Source organism: Acidimicrobiales bacterium (assembly GCA_041394265.1).
Lineage (GTDB): Bacteria > Actinomycetota > Acidimicrobiia > Acidimicrobiales > SZUA-35 > JBBQUN01.
Genome location: JAWKIO010000005.1, coordinates 487,798 through 504,532, shown reverse-complemented (window position 1 = coordinate 504,532; position 16,735 = coordinate 487,798). Strand labels below are relative to the sequence as shown.

Genomic DNA, 16,735 nt, shown 5'->3' with positions numbered 1-16,735 from the left:
CCCGCCAGACGACCGATGCTACGAGGTCATCACCGGCGAGCCGTGGTGGTGGACCAGCAGCCACCGGCCGTCCACCTTGACGAACAGGTTCGTCGCCGCGACCGTGCCGGTGCCGGTGGTGTCGACGAGATTCTCGTCGAGTGTGACCCAGCCCTGGTCGCCGTCGATCACGACCGCCTCGTTGGTGAGGATGAACTGGTTTCGCCCGGGGCCGGCAAGGATGCGGCGCCACGACTCCTCGACGATCGGCCAGGTTCGCAGGATCGGCCAGCCGGGGTGGATGCACGTTGCCCGGTCGCTGTGTTCCCACACCGCCTGCATGGCATCGAGGTCTCGCTGCTCGTGTGCGTCATAGAACGCCTGGTTCGCGGCCAGCAGTTCCTGGATGGCGGGTTCGATCACATCGCCGACGCTAGCCCGCCCAGCCACGCCGGCCCGAGCGGCGCGTGTTGTGTCAGTCGGCGACGCCGGACCAGAACGACTCGAGGACGGCGGCGCCGGTGGCGGGGTCCTGGATCATCCACCAGTGGCCGAGGCCTTCGAGCACCGCCACCTGTGCGCCTGCGGCCTCGGCGGCTTGGCGTCCAAGTGCCTCACCTCCCACGTAGTGATCCTCTGAGGCGAGGATGCACAGACCGGGTCGGGCGGCAGCGTTGTGGAGGTCGGCCCCTGCCTCGCCGGCCGCCGGCTGGGCGGCCGAGCGGTAGAGCGTGAGGATGCATCGACCCATGTCCTCGTCGACCGCCTCGGCCACATCGCGGGCGATCTCGGGGGTCATCCCGAGGCTCGAGTACAGCGCCACCATGTCGTCGGTCGAGGCGGCGACCATGCCGGCGACGTACTCCTCGCCGGCGCCCTCGGTCTGCCAGACCTGCGCAGCGTCGTGCCACACGTAGTCGGTGGTGAAGACGCCGGCAATGTCGGTGGCCCACGACCGCACGAGCTCGGGCCGCGCCATCATGGCGCCCAGCACGTGACCGCCACCCCAGTCGTGTCCGACGAGGTCGATCGGCCCGTCGATCTGCTCGAGCTCACCGAGCAGCCAGTCGACGTACTCGAGTCGGGTGGCGCCGAAACCCTGGGGGACCGGGGCGCCGAATCCGGGAGGTGACAGGGCGACGATGTCGTCGCGCCGGAGGGCAGCGAACAGCGGTCCCCAGATGGCGCTGGTCTCGGGGTTTCCATGGACGAAGACGGCAGGCATGGCCGCACGCTAGGTCATGGAGAGGGAGCCTGCGACTGGAGGGTGACGAGCGATGTCACAGGCCATGACTACCATCGTTCACATGTCCTTCACCCAGCTCATGGCTACCGACAACGGCGACCTCGTCGACCTGTCGCGGCTCGAGTCCGGCCGGTCGTCATCGGCCGGAGGCGCCCCCTCGTCGCACCCGCTGCGGCGCCGGGGTGACAGCGCCTCGTTGAGCACCGACACCACCGGCGGCGGCGCCTGGGAGGTCTTCTCCGAGGACTGGGATCCGTCCTACGGCGTGCCCGCCACCTTCGATTTCGACGACTCCGACGACATCACCCTCGCCGAGTGCGACCATCGCCACGTGCCCCCGGCCCGGATCGCGCCCGCCCCCATGTGCTTCATCGACGGCCGTCGCCGGGTCGAACTCCAACTCTGGGCCGAGCAACGGGTCACCGGCGTGCGGGTGCCCGGCATCCTCGGCTGCTACGCCGTGGGCGCCGTCGCCGTCCGCCCGGGCCAGTCGGCGGGGTATGAAGGCGTCCGAGTGGGCCGTGCGGCCATCTGGGGTGGCGGGCATGCGGGCGACTTCCGTTCGCCCGCTGGCCACCACTGGGTCTCCGACTCCACCACGTCCGAGGACCCCGTCGAGCTGCTCGCCCGGCTGCAAGACCGCATGAGGCTGGCCGAAGGCCTGCTGGCGCTCGACGCCGCGGCGCAGGGCTGGACCGTCGTGCTCGACGGTCCGCTCAACCGCATCCGCTCGCTGCATCACCTCGTCACGGGCTATGTGAAGACCCACCGCCGTCAGCTGCTCCCGTCCGAGCAGCATGCGCTCGTGCCGTCGCTCGGGGTTGGTTGGCGCACTGCGCTCTACGCCGCCGGGTCTGATCGCTACACCTGCTACGTCCGCGTGGGCAATCCCCGTCCCGGCGGCAGCCGGTGGACCGGCATCGCTCGGCTCGAGTTCCCGGCCGCGGCTGGGCTCGAAGCCATCATCGACCGCGCCGATCAGCTCGCGGCCACGCTGCCGCTCTATGCCGGGCAGCCGCACCGCGATCCCCGGGCTCCGGTCAACCTCACGCTGGTGCGCAACCTCGAACACCATCTCGGCAAGCAGATGGGAGCGGAAGATTTCGCCAAGCGGGCGGCACGAGACGCCGCCGCCGTGCAAGCTGCATGATGAGCGCGTTTCCCTCCGCCGACGATTACGAACCCACGCTCGATCCCGCCGAGGTCGAGATCGTTCCGGTCTCCACGCCCGACGACATCACCGGGATCGACCGTCGCAACTCGCTCGACGGCATGACCGACATCCCCCAGTTGCCGGCCATCGGCCTGATCGACGCCTCCACCGATGCCTCCACCCGGGTGGCCAACGTCTTGATCGATCCTGCGGTCGACGTCCCGCTCGACACGTTCGTGGTGTCGGCCCAGCGGCTGGCCGACGGCTCGCCGCTGTTCCACTACGGCATCGTCACCGAGGTGTCCGGCCGGGTCGAAGGAGCCGAGACGGCCACCGACACCGCCCGGCTCGCCCGCAGCACCCTGCCGGGTGAGCGCTACCGCCGGGCCGAGGTCTCGTGGCTGCGCACCCATCCCGAGCAGTACCTCCCGCCGTCGTCGGGCGCCCCGGTGTGGGTTGCCGCCGGATCGCATCGTCGTCGAGCCCTCTTCCTCGACAAGATGGACGACACCGAGCGACTGCCGATCGGTCTCGACATGCACGGCGAGGTCGTGTTCGTCCCCTACAGCTTCCTCAACGGCGACCGCGGCGCCCACGTCTCCATCTCCGGCAAGTCCGGTGTGGCCACCAAGACCAGCTACGCCCTGTTCCTGCTCTACCTGTTGTTCGAGACCCGTTGGGGCACCACCGCCCGGCAGGGGAACCCGAGCGACTCGGCCGTGCTGTTCTCGGTCAAAGGTGCTGATCTGTGCCTGCTCGACAAGCACAACAAGGTGTTCAACGGCGCCACCGACGCCGCCGCCGAGGCCCGATCGCAGTGGAAAGCCCTCGGCGTCGAGCAGTTAGGACCGTTCAAGCGGTTCGCCGTCTACGCGCCCGCCGAAGACGCCGGCCCCGGCGTCACCCCAGTGCCCGACATCTCGGTTCGCCCCCGGTCCGAGGCCCACGCCTACGGCTGGTCCCCGCGCTCCTTCATCGCCAACGGCCTCCTCGAGTACGTCTTCGACGACCTCGAATCGGGCCAGCTCTCGTTCATCGAGCAGACCGTGCGTATCCAGCTCCTGCGCTGGGCCTACCCCCTCGCCGGCGACCACGAGGGCCGGGTCGTTCTCGTCGATCCGAGCCTGCTCGGCGACACGGTCGGCCATACGTGGGAGGGGGCGCTGCGCTCGCTCGGGAAGAAGCACCCTCAACCTCGCACGGCCGGTGTCGTGGTCGAAGACCTCGACGAACTGGTCGACTTCATCAACGCCAAGGTTGCCGACGACGGTGGCGAAAATTACGACCCCAGCTGGGTGGCCGGCGTGGCGATCGGCACCCGGCAGGCGTTCGCCCGCCGCCTGTGGAAGGCCGTGCCCCGACTCCGCCGCCTCGTGCGTGCCGGTCTGGCCGAGGTCGACCTCTCCGAGCAGCTGTCGGTCGTCGACGTCCACGCCCTGCACGCCGACGCCCAACGGTTCGTCGTCGCTGCCGTGCTGGCCCGCGTGTGGTCCCAACACGAGAACTCCACCGCAGCAGGAAAGACCTTCGTCGTCCTCGACGAGCTCAACAAGTACGCGCCGCGCCAGCAGTCGTCACCGATCAAACACCTCCTCGTCGACATTGCGGCCCGCGGTCGGAGCCTCGGTGTCATCCTCATCGGGGCGCAGCAGAACCCGTCCGGTGTCGATCGTGACATCACCAACAACGCCGCGCTCGAGGTCGTCGGCCAGATCAAGTCGTCGGAGTCGGCCGAGCTCGGCTTCCTCCCACCCGACATGCGGGCCCGAGCGCAGATCATTGCGCCCGGCACCATGATCACCTCGCAGCCGCTGCTGCCGGCCCCAGTGCCCGTTCGCTTTCCGTTTCCGCCGTATGCCACACGCCTGGCCGAGGTGCTCGAGTCACCCACCGCCGATGCCGACGCCGAGGCGTTGCTGGAGGACATGTGACCGGTCAGTCGGCCGGGAACAACACGGCCACCACCGGCATCGCCGTGCCGCTCCGAGACCCTGCGGCCGCCCGCATCTTCCACACCTCCGACTGGCATCTCGGTGTCACGGTCCGCAATCGATCCCGGGCCGACGATCACGACGCCGCCATCGCCGAACTCACCGCCATCGCCCAGGCTGCCGCTCCCGACCTGATCGTGCACACCGGCGACCTGTTCGACGGTCACCGTCCACCCATGGCCGATTTTGGTCGGGCCATCGTCGCGCTGCGCAACCTGGCAGAGATCGCCCCGGTCGTGGTGCTCGCCGGCAACCACGACTCGGCCGCCGCGCTCGAGGTGCTCGGCACCGCCGTCGGCGACGAACTGCCCGACCAGCTGGCCAGCGGTCCCTACGATCCGCTCGCACCGTGCCGCCATCGCATCCGGATCCACGCCCGTCCTGCCACCGCCGCCAAGGGTGCCGTCGCCACCTACTCGTCGGCGGCGGGGGTCGACATCCGCCTCACGGCCCTGCCGTTCGTCCACGCCAACCGGGTGTTGAAGGAGTTCGACCAGCTGGCCGAGGCCAACACCACCTACGCCGACAAGTTGCGCGAGATCGTCGACCTCCTCACCAAGACCGCACTCACCGACTTCGACCCATCCCGCCAGGTGGCGGTGTTCGCCTCGCACGTGCACGTGACCGAGGCGGCGCTGTCGAGCGAGCGCACGGTCCACGTGTCCACCGACTACGCCACCGATGCGGGTCATCTCCCGGCGGCCTACGGCTACCTGGCGTTCGGGCACATCCACGTCCCCCAGCCGGTCGCCGGTGGCCGGGGTCGCTATGCCGGATCGATTCTCGAGGTCGACTTCGGTGAGGAGGGCGAGACCAAGCAGGTGGTCGTCGTCGACCTCGAACCGGGGCGACCCGCCCGCCAACACCAGATCCCGCTGGTGGCGGCGCGCAAGCTCCGTCGGGTGCGGGCGCCGCTGGCAGAGCTGGCTGCGCTCGCCGACGATCTCGGCCACGACATCGTCGAGGTCACCGTCACGCCCGACCCCGACGGCAACGACCACATCGACGGTCCCATCGTGTTGCCCGGCGCCGACGACACCTTCGACACGCTCTCGGCGGCCGTCCACCATCTGCTCCCACAGCCTGAAATCGTGTCGGTCATCGACGCCCGCCGATCGTCGGTCGCCACCGCCGATCAGCTTCCGTCGGCCGCCGGTGCCGCCGTGTCGGTGCACCAGTCGTATCGAGCCTGGCTCGGCGACGGTGGCCGCAGCTTGTTCGACAAGACCCCGGGAGCCGACCCGGCGCGAGTGGTCGAGCTGTTCGACGAACTCCTCACCGCCGTCGTCAACGGCGATACCGGCGACCTTCCCGAAGACGAGGCCTTGCTGGCGGCACAGCTCCAAGGCTCGGTCGGGGAACGGCGATGAGGCCGGTCCGGCTCGACTTCAAAGGTCTCCGCTCGTACCGGGCGGCCACCACCATCGACTTCTCCGACCTCGACCTGTTCGCCATCATCGGTGACACCGGGGCCGGCAAGTCCACGGTCATCGAGGCACTCAGCCTCGCGCTGTATGGCCGCAAAACCTGGACCGGAGGGAGCAATCTCGAGGAACTGATCGCCGACGGCGAGAACACGATGGCGATCGAGCTCACGTTCGTTGCCGAGGGCAACGAGTGGGTCGTCACTCGCTCCCGCCATCGCAACTCCTCGGCCCCGGTCAACAAGCTCGAGTGCCGGGTGTTGGGGGAGAAGGTCGACGGCAACCGAGCCGTCAACGAGCGGATCGAAGAACTCCTCGGCCTCGACCACAGTCAGTTCGTTCGGGCCGTGGTGTTGCCGCAGGGACGGTTCGACGAACTGCTCCAGGCCACCCGCACCGATCGCAACAAGATCCTGCGATCGATCTTCGGGCTCGACGACCTGCGCCGCGTGCGCGACGACGCCACCCGCCGCCGTGATGGCTGGCGCCCGGTACTGCTCGAGGCACGAGCCAAGCGCGACGCCCTGCCCCCCGATCCGGCTGGCGCCCTTGCCGCTGCGGTGGTCCACGCCGACACCGCAGAGGCCCGCCAGGCGAAGCTGGCCGAGATCATCGCCGACGCCGAGCAGCACGAAGCGGTGGTTCGCCAGGCTGGCGAGCAGTTGACGGCGCTGGATCGCGCCGCCACGAGTTTTGCTCCCGATCCGAGCGTGCTCGACCCGCTTGGCGACCTCGCTCGCCGTGGGGCGCAGCTACTCGCCGAGCGAGAACAGCTGACCGCCACCCAGCGCGAGGCCGAGGCCCGGCGAGACGCCGCCGTCGAGAGCCAAGCCGCGCTGCTCCGAGGATTCGCCGACCAGCAACAGGCTCGGGGGGCAATCTCGTTGCTTCGTTCGTCGTCGGCCATCCTGGCCGAACTCGACGACGAGGCCGAGCGTGTCGAAGCCGAGCTGGCCCAGCTGCGCGCCGACGCTCCGTCGCCCGACGAACCGGCCGCTATCACCGATGTCGTCACATCGGCCGCCGCCGAAGTGGCAAGAGCAACTGAACAGCTCAGCGAAGCGAACCAGCGCCTCGACGAAGCCTCGGCAGCCTGGCTGTCCCTCGGCGAACTCGGCGACCACGTTGCCAAGAATCGGCTGGCGCTCGACGAGGCACAGTCAGCAGCAGACACCGCCCGCGCCGAAGCTGCGGTCGCCGGAGCGAGCGTCGCCACGGCAGAGGCGGCACTCGCCGCCGCCAAGGCGGAGCAACAGGAGGCAATGCGAACCAACGCCGCCGTCGTCGCCGCTCAGGGGATCGCCGCTGGCGACCCGTGCCCGGTGTGCCGGCAAGCCACGCCCCACGACTTCGCCCCGCCGGTTGCCGCCGACGTCGATGCGGCAGCGCAACACGTCGAGGCGGCCGAGGCCACCGTCGCGGCCGCTCGCCGCGCCGTCACGGCCGCCGACACCACCGCCACCCACCGGGCCGAGGCACTGGCCGCTGCCCGCGACGCACTGGATCGTTCACTCGTGGCCGTCGGTGAGGCCAGAGCCGCGGTCGTCGCATTGTCGCTCGATCCCGACGCCACCGATGCCGACGTCGCCCTTGGTGCGGTGCGTCTCGTCGTCGATTCCGCCCGGGAGGCGCTCGACGCCGCCACGGCAACGGCGTCGGCCGCCGAACGACAGCAGATCGCAGCGGCCGCCGAGCGTACGGCGGCTCTTGCTGCGCACGAGCGCGACCTCGCCGCCTGTCAACGCCGCCAGGAGCAGATCGGTGCTCGGCGGGCCTCACAACGCACCCAACTCGATGGGCTCCCCGAGGCGTGGTTCATCGGCAGCGACGCCCCGACCGCAGAACTCGAGGCACGAGCAGCTGCCATCGAGTCGATGGTGATCGAACTCGAAGCCCTCGTTGCCGCCGCAGCCGCCGCCGATGCCGATGCGGCCGCCGCCAAGCAGCGCTTCGCCGAGCTCCGTGCCGAAGCCGTCGAGACGGTCAACACGCCGGTCGGCGACATCGTTCGCCTCCTGAACGAGCAGGTGACCACGGCGGCGCAACTCCAACCGTTTCTCGCCGATGCGACCGGCAGCGACCCATTGCCCGAGCCCCTACCGACGCCGGTACTGCTCGACCAACTCGAGACCCTCGTGCCCGCTGCCCGCGAACTGGTCGATCGATTGCAGCCCGTCGCCGCCGCCGTGGCCACGGCTCGGGGACAGCTCGCCCTTCAGCAGCAGGCCGCCGCCGCGGCGCTTTCTGCGCTGCTCGAATCGGCCGGTGTCGCCGACGCCGGCTCGTTGCACGCCCAGGCAGGTGCGGCGCGGGCCGAGGCCGCTCGGGCGCGTGCCGACATCGAGGTGCTCGAGCGTCAGGTCGCTGCGGCCGACGGGCTCGACGCCATGCTCGACATCGGCCAGCCGTACCTGGCCAACCTGGAGCTGCTGATCCAGTCCCTCCGAGACCAACACTTCGTCGATCATCTCGTGTCGATGCGAGAGGTCGAACTCCTCGGCGAGGCCACGCGCCGGCTCAAGGCGATCTCGAACGGTCGCTACGGCTTCGTTCCCGACTTCGGCGTGGTGCGCATCGCTTCGGGCGAGGTCCGCAGCCCCGACACCTTGTCCGGCGGCGAACGATTCCAGGCGGCGCTGGCGTTGGCGCTCGCCCTGGTCGAGATCGCGTCGCGGGGCGCAGGCAAGCTCGACGCCGTCTTCGTCGACGAGGGTTTCGGTTCGCTCGATGGGGCGGCGCTCGACGTCGCCCTCGACACGCTCGGCTCGGTGGCCGGGGGCGGCAAGCTCGTCGCGCTCATCTCACACCTACACCCGGTCGCCGAATACGTCGACACCGTCTTCAGCGTGACCAAGGACGATCTGTTCGGATCCACCATCACCAAACTCGACGCCGAGGCCCGCGAGGCCTTGCTCGACGACGACGTCCGCTCCGGCCTGACCCGCTGACACTCAGCGGGCGTGTTCAGCCCGGTGTCCTCCGATCGTCGCAATCGGCTGGGAGGTGTTGACCGCCGGCAGGGAATCGAACCCTGGTCATCGAGCAACCAGCTCAGCGGACAACACCCACCAGCCTCGACCGGCCGGTGTGCGGTGGCTTCATCCTCGACCATCAACGCCGAGCCGGCGTCGGGGAGTTCCCGACGCCGAGAGGATGGCAGTAGGGGGCCGGTGGTCCGTGGCTGTCACAGGGCCCGCCTACGATCGAAGCGTGATCGAGCCCTCCCACATCGTTCCCTACGGCCGCCCCGCCACCGACGCCCTCCGTCAGGTGATTGCCGACGCCAAGGCCGATCGAGCGCTCGCACCCGTCACGGTCGTGGTCGCCAGCAACTTCGTGGGACTGTCGGCCCGGCGTCTGTTGGGTTCGGCCGGTCGCGGCATCGCCAACGTCTCGTTCGTCACCCCGTTCCAGTTGGTCGAGCTGATCGGCGCCGACCTCCTGCTCGACCGTCGCCCCATCACCAACCCGGTGCTCGGCGCCGCCGTTCGCCTCGTATTGCGTGAACAGCCCGGACCCTACGCTCGGGTGGCCGACCACCAGGCCACCGAGGCGGCGCTGGCGGCGCTGTTCGCCGAGCTGTCCAACGTCGACGACATCGGCATCGAAGCGATTGCTGAGCTCGCCTCCAGCTCGGCGCAACACGCAGTGGCGTACTACCGAGCGATTGCGAGCCATCTCACCGGCTTCCACACCGAACACGACCTGGCATCGGCCGCCGCCGACCGTCCCGATCTCGCCGAGCGGGTGCAGGCGCTCGGCCATGTGGTCTGGTATCTCCCGGCAACGGTCACCCCCGCCATCGGCCGCTTCCTCGATCGTGTCCTCCACGAAGCATCGTCGGCATCGGTGATCCTGGGCGTCACCGGTGATGCCGACGCCGACGAACCCGTGCTGCGGAGCTGCGAAGCGGCCGGCGTCGTACGACCACCGGCTCGCGCCCTCGAGGTCGCCCGGCCCGCCACGGCCGGCCGGATCATCTCGGTCACCGATGCACCGGAAGAGGTGCGGATGGTCGCGTCCGCGATTCTCGAGTTGGCGGCGAGCGGCAACGAGGCCAGTGGCGGCAACCCCATTCCGTTCCATCGGATCGGCGTCTTCTACCCGGCTCCCGATCCTTACGTTCGCATCATCGAGCAGCAGTTCGCGGCCTCCGACATTCCGGCCAACGGTCCCGACCACCGTCGACTGCGCGACTCGGTCGCCGGGCGCACGTTGTTGGCGGCCCTCCAGCTGCCGGGGGAGCGGTGGCGCCGCGACCGGGTGATGGCGCTCGTCGCCGGTGGACCGATCGGCGTCGGCGACGAACGTGCCCTGCCCACCACCTGGGACGATCTCACTCGTGACGCCGGTGTCGTTCGCGACCTGTCCGACTGGAAGGCCAAGCTCGCCGCCCTCGACGCGGCCTTGGTCGATCGTCTGGCGTCGCTCGACAACGAGGACGACCCCACGTCGCCGCGCAACACATGGCAGCGTGGTCGCGTCACCGACCGACGGGCCGACCTCGAACGCCTGCAGGTCTTCGTCGACTCGCTCCACCAGCGAGTCGACGCGGTCCGTCGAGCGTCGTCGTGGGCCGACATGAGCAGCGCGGCCCAACAGCTCCTCACCTGGCTGCTCGGCGCCGAACATCGCCACAGCTCCTGGCCTGAACCCGAGCAGGCCGCATTCGAGCGAGTGGAGGCCGCGCTCGTTCGGTTGTCGAGCCTCGACGCCATCGAACCGCAGCCGTCCGCCGAAGTGTTCCAGCGGGCACTGCGCTCCGAACTCGACGTCGCCCGAGGGCGGCACGGCCGGTTCGGTGAGGGCGTCCTCTTCGGGCCGCTGTCGAGCGCCGTCGGCCACGACCTCGACGCCGTGTTCGTGTTGGGCGCCGCCGAGGGGATCCTTCCCGTGCCTCGACGCGACGACGCCGTCCTGCCCGACGAGGTGCGGATGGCGTCGATGGAGAAGCTGCGCACCGACGGTGCTCGGCTCTCCGACGACGTGCGCATCGCCTCGATCGACCAGCTCGAAACCAAGGCCATGCGCCTGCAACATCAACATCGGGCGTTCCTCGCCGCCCTCGCTGCGGCGCCGGCCGGTGCCGCCACCCTCACCTTCCCCCGGGGGAGCCTGCGCTCGAGCCGTCGCTCGCTGCCGTCTCGCTGGCTGCTCGACTCCGCCTCGGCCCTCGGCGGGCGCACCGTCTACGCCACCGACTTCGACCAGCTCGACGCGAGCGTGGTCGACGCCGTCGGCTCGCATGCGTCAGGCATCAGGCGCTCCGGTGAGGCAGCCTCGCTCGGCGACCGAGACCTCGCCGTCGTTGCCGAGTATGTCGACCACGGAGGCTGGGCCGGCGACCACCCCATCTCCCTCGACGTGCGCCGTGGGCTCGATCTCCAGCGGGCACGGTCCGGCACCGACTTCACCGAGTTCGACGGCAACCTCGCCGGCCACGACGTGCCGACCAGTAGCGGGCGATCGCTGTCGCCGTCGAGGCTCGAGACCTGGGCCGCCTGCGGGTTCAAGTACTTCCTGTCCTACGTACTCGAACTCGCCGACCGAGACGACCCCGAGCACCTCGACGACATCACCGCCATGGATCGAGGCTCCCTGCTCCACACGGTGCTCGAACGCTTCATCGACGAGGCGATCACGGCGGGAGCGCCGGCCCCGTCCGAGCCGTGGTCGGCGGAACAGCGCCGACGACTCCATGAGATCGCCGACGACGAGTTCGCCGCAGTGGAGGCCCGAGGGCGCACCGGTCGTGCGCTGCACTGGCAGGTGCGGCGAGACGATCTCCGCGACGTCCTCGACCGCTTTCTCGATGCAGACAACCGGTTCCGGGCGACCCACGCCGCCACGCCCACCGACGTCGAGCTGGCGTTCGGACTCGCCGATCGTCCGCCAGTCGAGATCGACCTGCCCAACGGGCGCACCGTCGCCTTCCGGGGTTTGGCCGATCGGGTCGACGTCTCGGCCAATGGTCACGCCATCGTCACCGACTACAAGTCGGGCAAAGGCCGCAAGTACGAGGGCCTCATGCCCACCAGGACCAACCCCGTCGTCGATCCGGTGCTGGCCGGCACCACCCTGCAGCTCGGCCTCTACGCCGAAGCGGCCATGCAGCACACCGGTCTCGACGGTGCCGTTGCCAACTACTGGGTGGTCGAGGCGCCGGCAGGCAAGGAGCTACGGGGCTACGCCTGGGAGCCGGCGCACCGTCAACGGTTCGTCGATGTCCTCGCCGCGATCACCGACGGCATCGATGCCGGCAGCTTCGCCGCCGAGCCCGGCGACTGGGACACCTACTTCCAGACCAACGCCGGGTGCGCCTACTGCGAGTTCGACTCGGTCTGTCCTCGCGATCGTGGTGAACACGCCGAAGCGAAGTCCGATGCCGAAGGGGTGACGATCCGCCGCCGCCTCCAGTTCGATCCCGACGGGTGGGTGCAAGACTCGATCGAGGACACCGAACGATGAGCCCCGACCCACAGCTCCCGATGGCCACCGACCCCATCGCCGATGCCGACGATCGTCACCGCATCAGCGTCACCGGATTGGCCGACACCCTGTTCGTCGAAGCGGGTGCAGGTACCGGCAAGACCACCCAGCTCGTCGACCGTGTCGTGAACCTCGTGCTCGCACACGTCGACGACCCCGCAGATGATCGTCGTGTCCAGCTACGAGACATCGCTGCCATCACCTTCACTGAAGCCGCCGCGGCCGAGCTTGCCACCCGCATTCGCGTGGCGTTCGAGAAGCGTGCCGGCGACCCCGACGCCACGGCTGCCGCCCGACAGGCGTGCCTCGCCGCCATCGCCGACAGTGATCAAGCCGCCATCTCGACCGTGCACGGTTTCGCCAGCCGCATCCTCAACGAGTTCTCGGTCGCCGCTCACCTGCCGCCTCGCGTCAGCGTCCTCGACGAAGTGTCGTCGCAGCTCGCCCACGAACAGCGTTGGGAGCGATTCGTCGATCAGCTCCACGACGACCCCGACCATGCCGAACTGCTCTACCGAGCTGTTCTGCTCGATGTCGCCCTCACCCCTCGTTACAAGGGCCAGGCATCGTTCAAAGACGTGGCGTCGAACTTCTCCCAGAACTGGGACCGCATCGTCGGCCTGGCCGACGAACCACTGCCGCCGCTGCGGGCCATCGACTTCAGCGCTTTCGACGCCGCCGTCGGCGAACTCGTCGAGGCGTGCGCCTTCTGCACCAACCACGACGACAAGCTCTACCAACACCTCCAGGGCGGTCTGCTCGGCGAGATGCTCGCCCTGGTCGGCATCGATGACCCGCACCGCAAACTCCGGGGCATCACCGGGCGATCCAAGTGGGGTCCGGGCAGCGGGGGAGCGAAGGGCAACTGGTCGGTCCCACCGACCGAGGTCAAGGACCTCGTGAAGGCGGTGGCAGCGGCAGCCGACGATGTCATCGCTCGAGCGAGCAACGACGTCATCGATCAACTCATGCGGCTCACCGCCCGAGAGGTCGTTGCTGCCGCTCAAGCCCGTCAGGCCGACGGCGGGCTCGAGTTCCACGACCTGTTGGTATTGGCCCGAAGCGTGCTGCGCCGCTCGCCCGAGGTGCGGGCGAGCCTGCACCGGCGGTACCGGCATGTCCTGCTCGACGAGTTCCAAGACACCGACCCCATCCAGATCGAGCTCGCATCGCTGATCGCCGCCACCCCGGCCGACGAGCAAGCGAGCGACTGGCGGGAACACCCGATCGACGGCGGCCGGCTGTTCTTCGTCGGTGATCCGAAGCAGTCGATCTACCGCTTCCGGCGCGCCGACATCGAGCTGTTTCTCGACGCCCGTGGCGTGTTCGGCGGCGACGTCCCCGTGCGGCTTCGCACCAACTTCCGCACCGTCGCTCCCATCATCGACTGGGTGAACGGGGTGTTCGACGAGGCGATGCCCGAGGAAGTGCCGGGCGCCCAACCCAAGTACGAACCACTCGTGGCCCACCGGGCTGCAGACTCCGGTGCCGACCACCGTCCGGTCATCCTCGGCGGCCCGCACCCCGATCCGAAGGTCAAGGCTGGCGCGCTTCGAGAGGCCGAGGCCAACGACGTGGCCGCCACGATCGCTGCCATCCGGAACGACCCCGACGCTTGGCCCGTCTTCGACACTGACGACGACGCACCCGATCCCTACCCGGCGCCCCGGACTCGTGTCTGGCGACCGGCACGGCTGTCCGACATCACGATCCTGATCCCCACTCGCACCTCGCTGCCCTACCTGCGCGATGCGCTCGAACGATTCGGGATCCCGTACCGCCTGGCCACGGGCACGCTCGTCTACGACACGCAGGAGGTCCGCGATGCGCTTGCCACGCTCCGAGCGATCGACGACCCCAACGACACCCTCAGCCTCGTCGCTGCCCTGCGGTCGCCCCTCTTCGGCTGTGCCGACACCGACCTGTTCACCTACTACCAGGCGGTGAAGCGCTGGGACCTGCGCACCAAGGTGCACGCCGACCTCGACCCGAGCCATCCGGTGGTGGCAGCGCTCGGGTTCCTGCGCGAGCTCTGGAGCGAGCGCTGGTGGCTTGGTCCGGCCGCCCTGCTCGACCGGGTGCTGCGGGAACGTCGAGCGTTCCTCCTGGGCTTCGGCGACCCCCGGCCGGCCGAGGTGTGGCGCCGTCTCCGGTTCCTCCTCGACCAGGCTCGGGCCTACGAAGAGGCCAACGGGGTCGACCTCCGAGGATTCCTCGACTGGTCCGAGCTGCAGAGCGCCGACGGCGCCCGTGTCCACGAACCTCTGCTGCCCGAGACCGACGACGACGCCGTCGACATCCTCACCGTCCACGGGGCCAAGGGTCTCGAGTTCTCGATCACGATCCTGTCGGGCATGACCACGAAGCCGGCTGGTCGTCGCCAGGGCGTGAGCGTGCTGTGGAGTGGCGACGAACTGCCGGCCGTCCGGCTCAAGTCGAATCTCGAGACCATCGAGCACCGTCCCCGCGCCGACCTCGAAGAGGAGATGGGCGACTACGAGAAGCTGCGGCTGCTCTACGTCGCCGCCACCCGGGCCAAGGACCACCTGATCGTGTCCGGCCACCACAAGGCCGACCCGAAGGACCCCAACGCAACCTTCGCCGGCCGGTTGTCAGCGTTCAGCGAAGCCAACGAGCACCTTGCCCGAACCGTAGAACTCCCTGCCCTTCCCGACGCCGATCCGGCGTCGTCGGCTCCCACCCTCGTGCCCGATCCCGACGCCGTGGCCGCCGAGCGCGCCCGGTGGCTGTCCGAACGCGAGGCCGTGATCGCGCCGGCGTCGGTGACCACCGCCGTGTCCGCCACGGCGATTGCTCGATCGGTCGACGCCACGATTGCCGACGCCGACGCCGACGACGGCAGCACCGAACCGTCTCCCGATCCCGGCCGCGGCGAGGCCCGACCGATCGTTCGCCGCAAGGGCCGTGCGGGATCGGCCATCGGAAGGGCCGTGCACGCAACCCTTGAACACATCGACTTCGGTATCGACGCCAACGACGAGCCTGCCGACCTCGACGCCCAGATCGCCCGCCAGTGCGACCTCGAATCCATCCCCGACCACATCGATACCGTCGCCGCGCTGGTGCGATCGGCGTTCGCTTCACCGGCGGTCGACCTCGCCCGTCGCCACCCGGCCCACCGCGAGCTCTACGTTGCCGCCCCGTTGGGCGATGGGGTGGGCGGCCTCACGGTCGAGGGCTATGTCGATCTGTTGATCGAGGGCCCAGACGGTCTGGTGATCGTCGACTACAAGACCGACACCGTGCGCTCCGAAGCCGAGGTGGCGGCCAAGGCCGCAGGCTACGAACTCCAAGGAGCGGCCTACGCGGTCGCGCTCGAGATCTCGACCGGGATGCGGGTCGCCGACTGTCGATTCGTGTTCTGCCACGCCGCCGGGGCCAAGGAATACGCCGTTCCCGATCTGGAAGCAGCCAAGGCCAGGGTGCGCGCCACCGTGGCCGGCGGCGACGTTCAGTAGAACACGCCCCGGGCACGGTGCCTCGGCACCGCCTTGTAGCGGGCACCACTGCCCCGTTCCCACAGCATCAGATCGAGGTCCATGGCCCGGTGGCCGGTGAGGCTGGTCAACCGGTCGACCACGACCACACCCGCCGCCCGGAGCTCGACCTCGGGTCGTGCGCCAGGCTCGAGCAGGAGTCCGGCGTTGATCGTTGCCTCGAGTTCGGGATCGAGGACGAGCACGCCGTCGATGCGCAGCACGTGGGGAACGAGATTGTCGGCGAAGGCCGTGAGTTCGCCGAGGTCGTCGAACAGTCCGGGGCCCACCTCGCGCTCCAGGTCGGCGGCAGTGATCTGCGCTCGCTTGTACAGCGCCACCTCGAGCGGACCGTCGTCGAGGTCGACCCGCTCGACGTCACGGTAGTACGGCATCGCCAGCAGTGATTCGGCGAAGGCGACCGCCGAGCGGTCGGCGTGCGCCATCGCTTCGTGCACCGAGCCGCCGAACTCGGTGTCGAGCCATGACCCCAGATCGTTGAGGGCGACTGCGAAGTGGAACATGAGCTCCTCGAGCGCACCCCCGTCGAGTTCCTGACCGAAGATCTGCGAGCAGTCGGCCGGCGTGAAGGTGCGAAGGCGGGCAGCGGTGAGTGGCCCGGACATCCCGACATAGGCCCGCAGTCGTGACGCCATCGTGCGCGCTCCCGACAGCCCCGGGTCCTTGCGGACGACATCGTGATAGCCCGAACCGAAGTTGATGGCGTCGAGCGCCAACACCAGCAGCGCAGCATCGGCGTCGATCGACGCGACCGGACGAGGGTCGCCGACGACGGTCGATCCCGCTGCGGTCGCCGACCGATACTCCTCGGCCAAGGCGGCGAGTCGATCGACCTCGATGTCGACGAACTCGGCCTCGGCCATCAGCGCGGCACACGACGATCGGACACGTTGTGGCAGCGGCACCATCGGTCGAGCGTAGTGATCGTGTCCCCG

Annotated in this window: 9 protein-coding genes; 6 read left to right on the top strand and 3 right to left on the bottom strand. The window is 69.3% G+C overall.

Annotation, left to right across the window (positions count from 1 at the left end; all coding sequences use genetic code 11):
• Positions 1–18: 18 nt before the first annotated feature.
• A complete protein-coding gene (locus R2733_02465) occupies positions 19–402 on the bottom strand; it encodes a nuclear transport factor 2 family protein (protein MEZ5375344.1) in 384 nt (127 codons plus the stop codon).
• 52 nt (positions 403–454) lie between these two features.
• Entirely contained in the window at positions 455–1,204 is a 750-nt protein-coding gene (locus tag R2733_02460; GenBank protein ID MEZ5375343.1) for an alpha/beta hydrolase, read from the bottom strand.
• An 82-nt stretch (positions 1,205–1,286) separates the two neighbouring features.
• On the opposite strand from R2733_02460, the gene R2733_02455 reads away from it, so the two are divergent.
• The 6 genes from R2733_02455 (at position 1,287) to R2733_02430 (ending at position 15,761) form a co-directional block, all read left to right on the top strand.
• Complete coding sequence (locus tag R2733_02455) at positions 1,287–2,375, top strand: hypothetical protein (protein ID MEZ5375342.1); 1,089 nt, start codon at positions 1,287–1,289, stop codon at positions 2,373–2,375.
• The gene (locus R2733_02450) at positions 2,375–4,309 is read left to right on the top strand and encodes an ATP-binding protein (GenBank protein MEZ5375341.1); all 1,935 of its coding nucleotides are present in this window, start codon (positions 2,375–2,377) and stop codon (positions 4,307–4,309) included. Before R2733_02455 ends, R2733_02450 begins: the two co-directional genes overlap by 1 nt.
• The gene (locus tag R2733_02445; protein MEZ5375340.1) at positions 4,306–5,739 is read left to right on the top strand and encodes an exonuclease SbcCD subunit D; all 1,434 of its coding nucleotides are present in this window, start codon (positions 4,306–4,308) and stop codon (positions 5,737–5,739) included. The genes R2733_02450 and R2733_02445 overlap by 4 nt, the downstream gene beginning before the upstream one ends.
• Complete coding sequence (locus R2733_02440) at positions 5,736–8,741, top strand: SMC family ATPase (GenBank protein MEZ5375339.1); 3,006 nt, start codon at positions 5,736–5,738, stop codon at positions 8,739–8,741. The genes R2733_02445 and R2733_02440 overlap by 4 nt, the downstream gene beginning before the upstream one ends.
• Before the next feature lie 262 nt (positions 8,742–9,003).
• Positions 9,004–12,261 carry a PD-(D/E)XK nuclease family protein gene (locus tag R2733_02435; protein MEZ5375338.1) on the top strand — a complete coding sequence of 1,086 codons (3,258 nt, stop codon included), beginning with the start codon at positions 9,004–9,006 and terminating at the stop codon, positions 12,259–12,261.
• A complete protein-coding gene (locus R2733_02430; protein MEZ5375337.1) occupies positions 12,258–15,761 on the top strand; it encodes a UvrD-helicase domain-containing protein in 3,504 nt (1,167 codons plus the stop codon). The genes R2733_02435 and R2733_02430 overlap by 4 nt, the downstream gene beginning before the upstream one ends.
• On the opposite strand, the gene R2733_02425 is transcribed toward R2733_02430, so the two are convergent.
• Complete coding sequence (locus R2733_02425) at positions 15,755–16,708, bottom strand: queuosine salvage family protein (protein MEZ5375336.1); 954 nt, start codon at positions 16,706–16,708, stop codon at positions 15,755–15,757. The genes R2733_02430 and R2733_02425 overlap by 7 nt on opposite strands.
• Between the last annotated feature and the right edge of the window lie 27 nt (positions 16,709–16,735).

What these genes read in the sequence shown, in the direction of transcription:
- R2733_02460 (MEZ5375343.1), bottom strand. Translation starts at nt 1,204, where the DNA reads ATGCCTGCCGTCTTCGTCCATGGAAACCCCGAGACCAGCGCCATCTGG.
- R2733_02455 (MEZ5375342.1), top strand. Translation starts at nt 1,287, where the DNA reads ATGTCCTTCACCCAGCTCATGGCTACCGACAACGGCGACCTCGTCGAC.
- R2733_02450 (MEZ5375341.1), top strand. Translation starts at nt 2,375, where the DNA reads ATGAGCGCGTTTCCCTCCGCCGACGATTACGAACCCACGCTCGATCCC.
- R2733_02440 (MEZ5375339.1), top strand. Translation starts at nt 5,736, where the DNA reads ATGAGGCCGGTCCGGCTCGACTTCAAAGGTCTCCGCTCGTACCGGGCG.
- R2733_02430 (MEZ5375337.1), top strand. Translation starts at nt 12,258, where the DNA reads ATGAGCCCCGACCCACAGCTCCCGATGGCCACCGACCCCATCGCCGAT.
- R2733_02425 (MEZ5375336.1), bottom strand. Translation starts at nt 16,708, where the DNA reads ATGGTGCCGCTGCCACAACGTGTCCGATCGTCGTGTGCCGCGCTGATG.